The sequence below is a fragment of the Acidithiobacillus albertensis genome (assembly GCF_001931655.1).
Taxonomy (GTDB): domain Bacteria; phylum Pseudomonadota; class Gammaproteobacteria; order Acidithiobacillales; family Acidithiobacillaceae; genus Acidithiobacillus; species Acidithiobacillus thiooxidans.
This window is the reverse complement of record NZ_MOAD01000103.1, coordinates 1-717: the sequence shown is the minus strand read 5'-3', so window position 1 is coordinate 717 and position 717 is coordinate 1. Positions and strand designations below refer to the sequence as shown.

The window sequence follows — 717 nt, the reverse complement described above, 5'->3', positions numbered from 1 at the left end:
CAGCAGTCGATACACGCTGAGCCCCAGGCCGGAACCCAGATAAAGCAGAGCCGCCAGCATCCAGGGGCTGACCGACGCCAGGAGAATTTTGGCCAGAGGAGTGCTGGCACCAAAAAGCAGGGCGGAGAAAATCGCTGCCGGAATTCCGGGGCGAATCAGCTTTTGGATCATATTCATGGAATTATGCTCAGCACTTTGGCCCTGTTATGAATGGGAATGGAAAAGGAATTGCATGTCCATGGTGAGTATGAACTGTCGAGCTTGGGTGCAAAAGGTCATTTGCGCCAACAGATACTTAAGCAGCAAACGATCACTACCATAACTTGCCTGAAGTTTTGATCATGGGCTTTGTATGAGTTTTTTGGTTTGGCGTTGGTATTCCTTTAAAATCACAACAAAGCGCGGCTAATACTCAAAATATCAATATTTATATTTTCTCATTAAACGAAGAAAAAAATGGACACTATGTGACGCTAAATAGTAATAATGGTGCTGTAGTGTCTGTGTAAAATCATTCGATCATGTTGAATAATATATATTAATGTATATTTGAGCTGATCAAGCCTTACTGTTAAACAGCGTGCAAAAGTTGCCAGAATTGGGTGGAAAACAGCGTGTAAATTGACCACCTGATATCCTGCCGGATTTGCCGGGAGGAAACTGGAGTGATTTGCATGGAAACCATAGCCAAAGTGCGCCGTCTGTATCATCTGGACA

Annotated in this window: 1 protein-coding gene; it reads right to left on the bottom strand. The window is 44.1% G+C overall.

Features of this window, described 5'->3' with window-relative positions:
• Positions 1–473 precede the first annotated feature (473 nt).
• The coding region (locus BLW97_RS19875; protein WP_207650659.1) for a hypothetical protein at positions 474–717 on the bottom strand (244 nt) is incomplete at its 5' end.